The organism is Pseudomonas sp. RA_35y_Pfl2_P32 (assembly GCF_963970735.1).
GTDB lineage: Bacteria > Pseudomonadota > Gammaproteobacteria > Pseudomonadales > Pseudomonadaceae > Aquipseudomonas.
On sequence record NZ_CAXAQF010000262.1, the window covers coordinates 1 to 485 of the forward strand.

The following is a 485-nucleotide window of genomic DNA, read 5'->3' on the forward strand; positions in this document are numbered from 1 at the left end:
GCGTCAGCGCCTGCGTCACCGTGCGTTGCTCGCGCCAGACCATCTCGGCCTTGAGATCGTCGTGCAGGGCGAGGGGGCGGTGCACATCGCGCGGATCGTACGGCGACTTGGCGAACCGCTGGTTGTGGCGCGCCATATAGCCAGGCAGGAACGCGTTCGCCTCGGCAATGCTCGAGATGCCTTCAAGCCGCATCGCCTTCACCAGACGGTCCTGCAGCGTGCCGTTGGCGCGCTCGACCCGTCCCTTGGCCTGCGGCGAGTTGGCGCAGATGATCTCGATGCTGAGTGCTTCCAGGGCCCGACCGAAGTGGGTCATGCCATCGCTCTTGGCCGAGGCCGTATTGTTCCGGAACACCGAGTGCTTGTCCGAGAGCTAGACCCTGCGTACGCCGCGCGCCGATAACTCATGGGGTTCCGCCTGGGCTTCCTTGCCGTCGCTCACCTGTATCGCGATGTCGGCCGGTAACATGCCTTTGAGGGTCTTA

The 485-nt window shown here is 64.7% G+C and carries 1 pseudogene; it reads right to left on the reverse strand.

Annotated features, from left to right (window positions below):
* A pseudogene (locus AACY45_RS28175) lies at window positions 1-370 on the reverse strand (ISNCY family transposase); the annotation flags it as partial.
* Window positions 371-485: the final 115 nt, after the last annotated feature.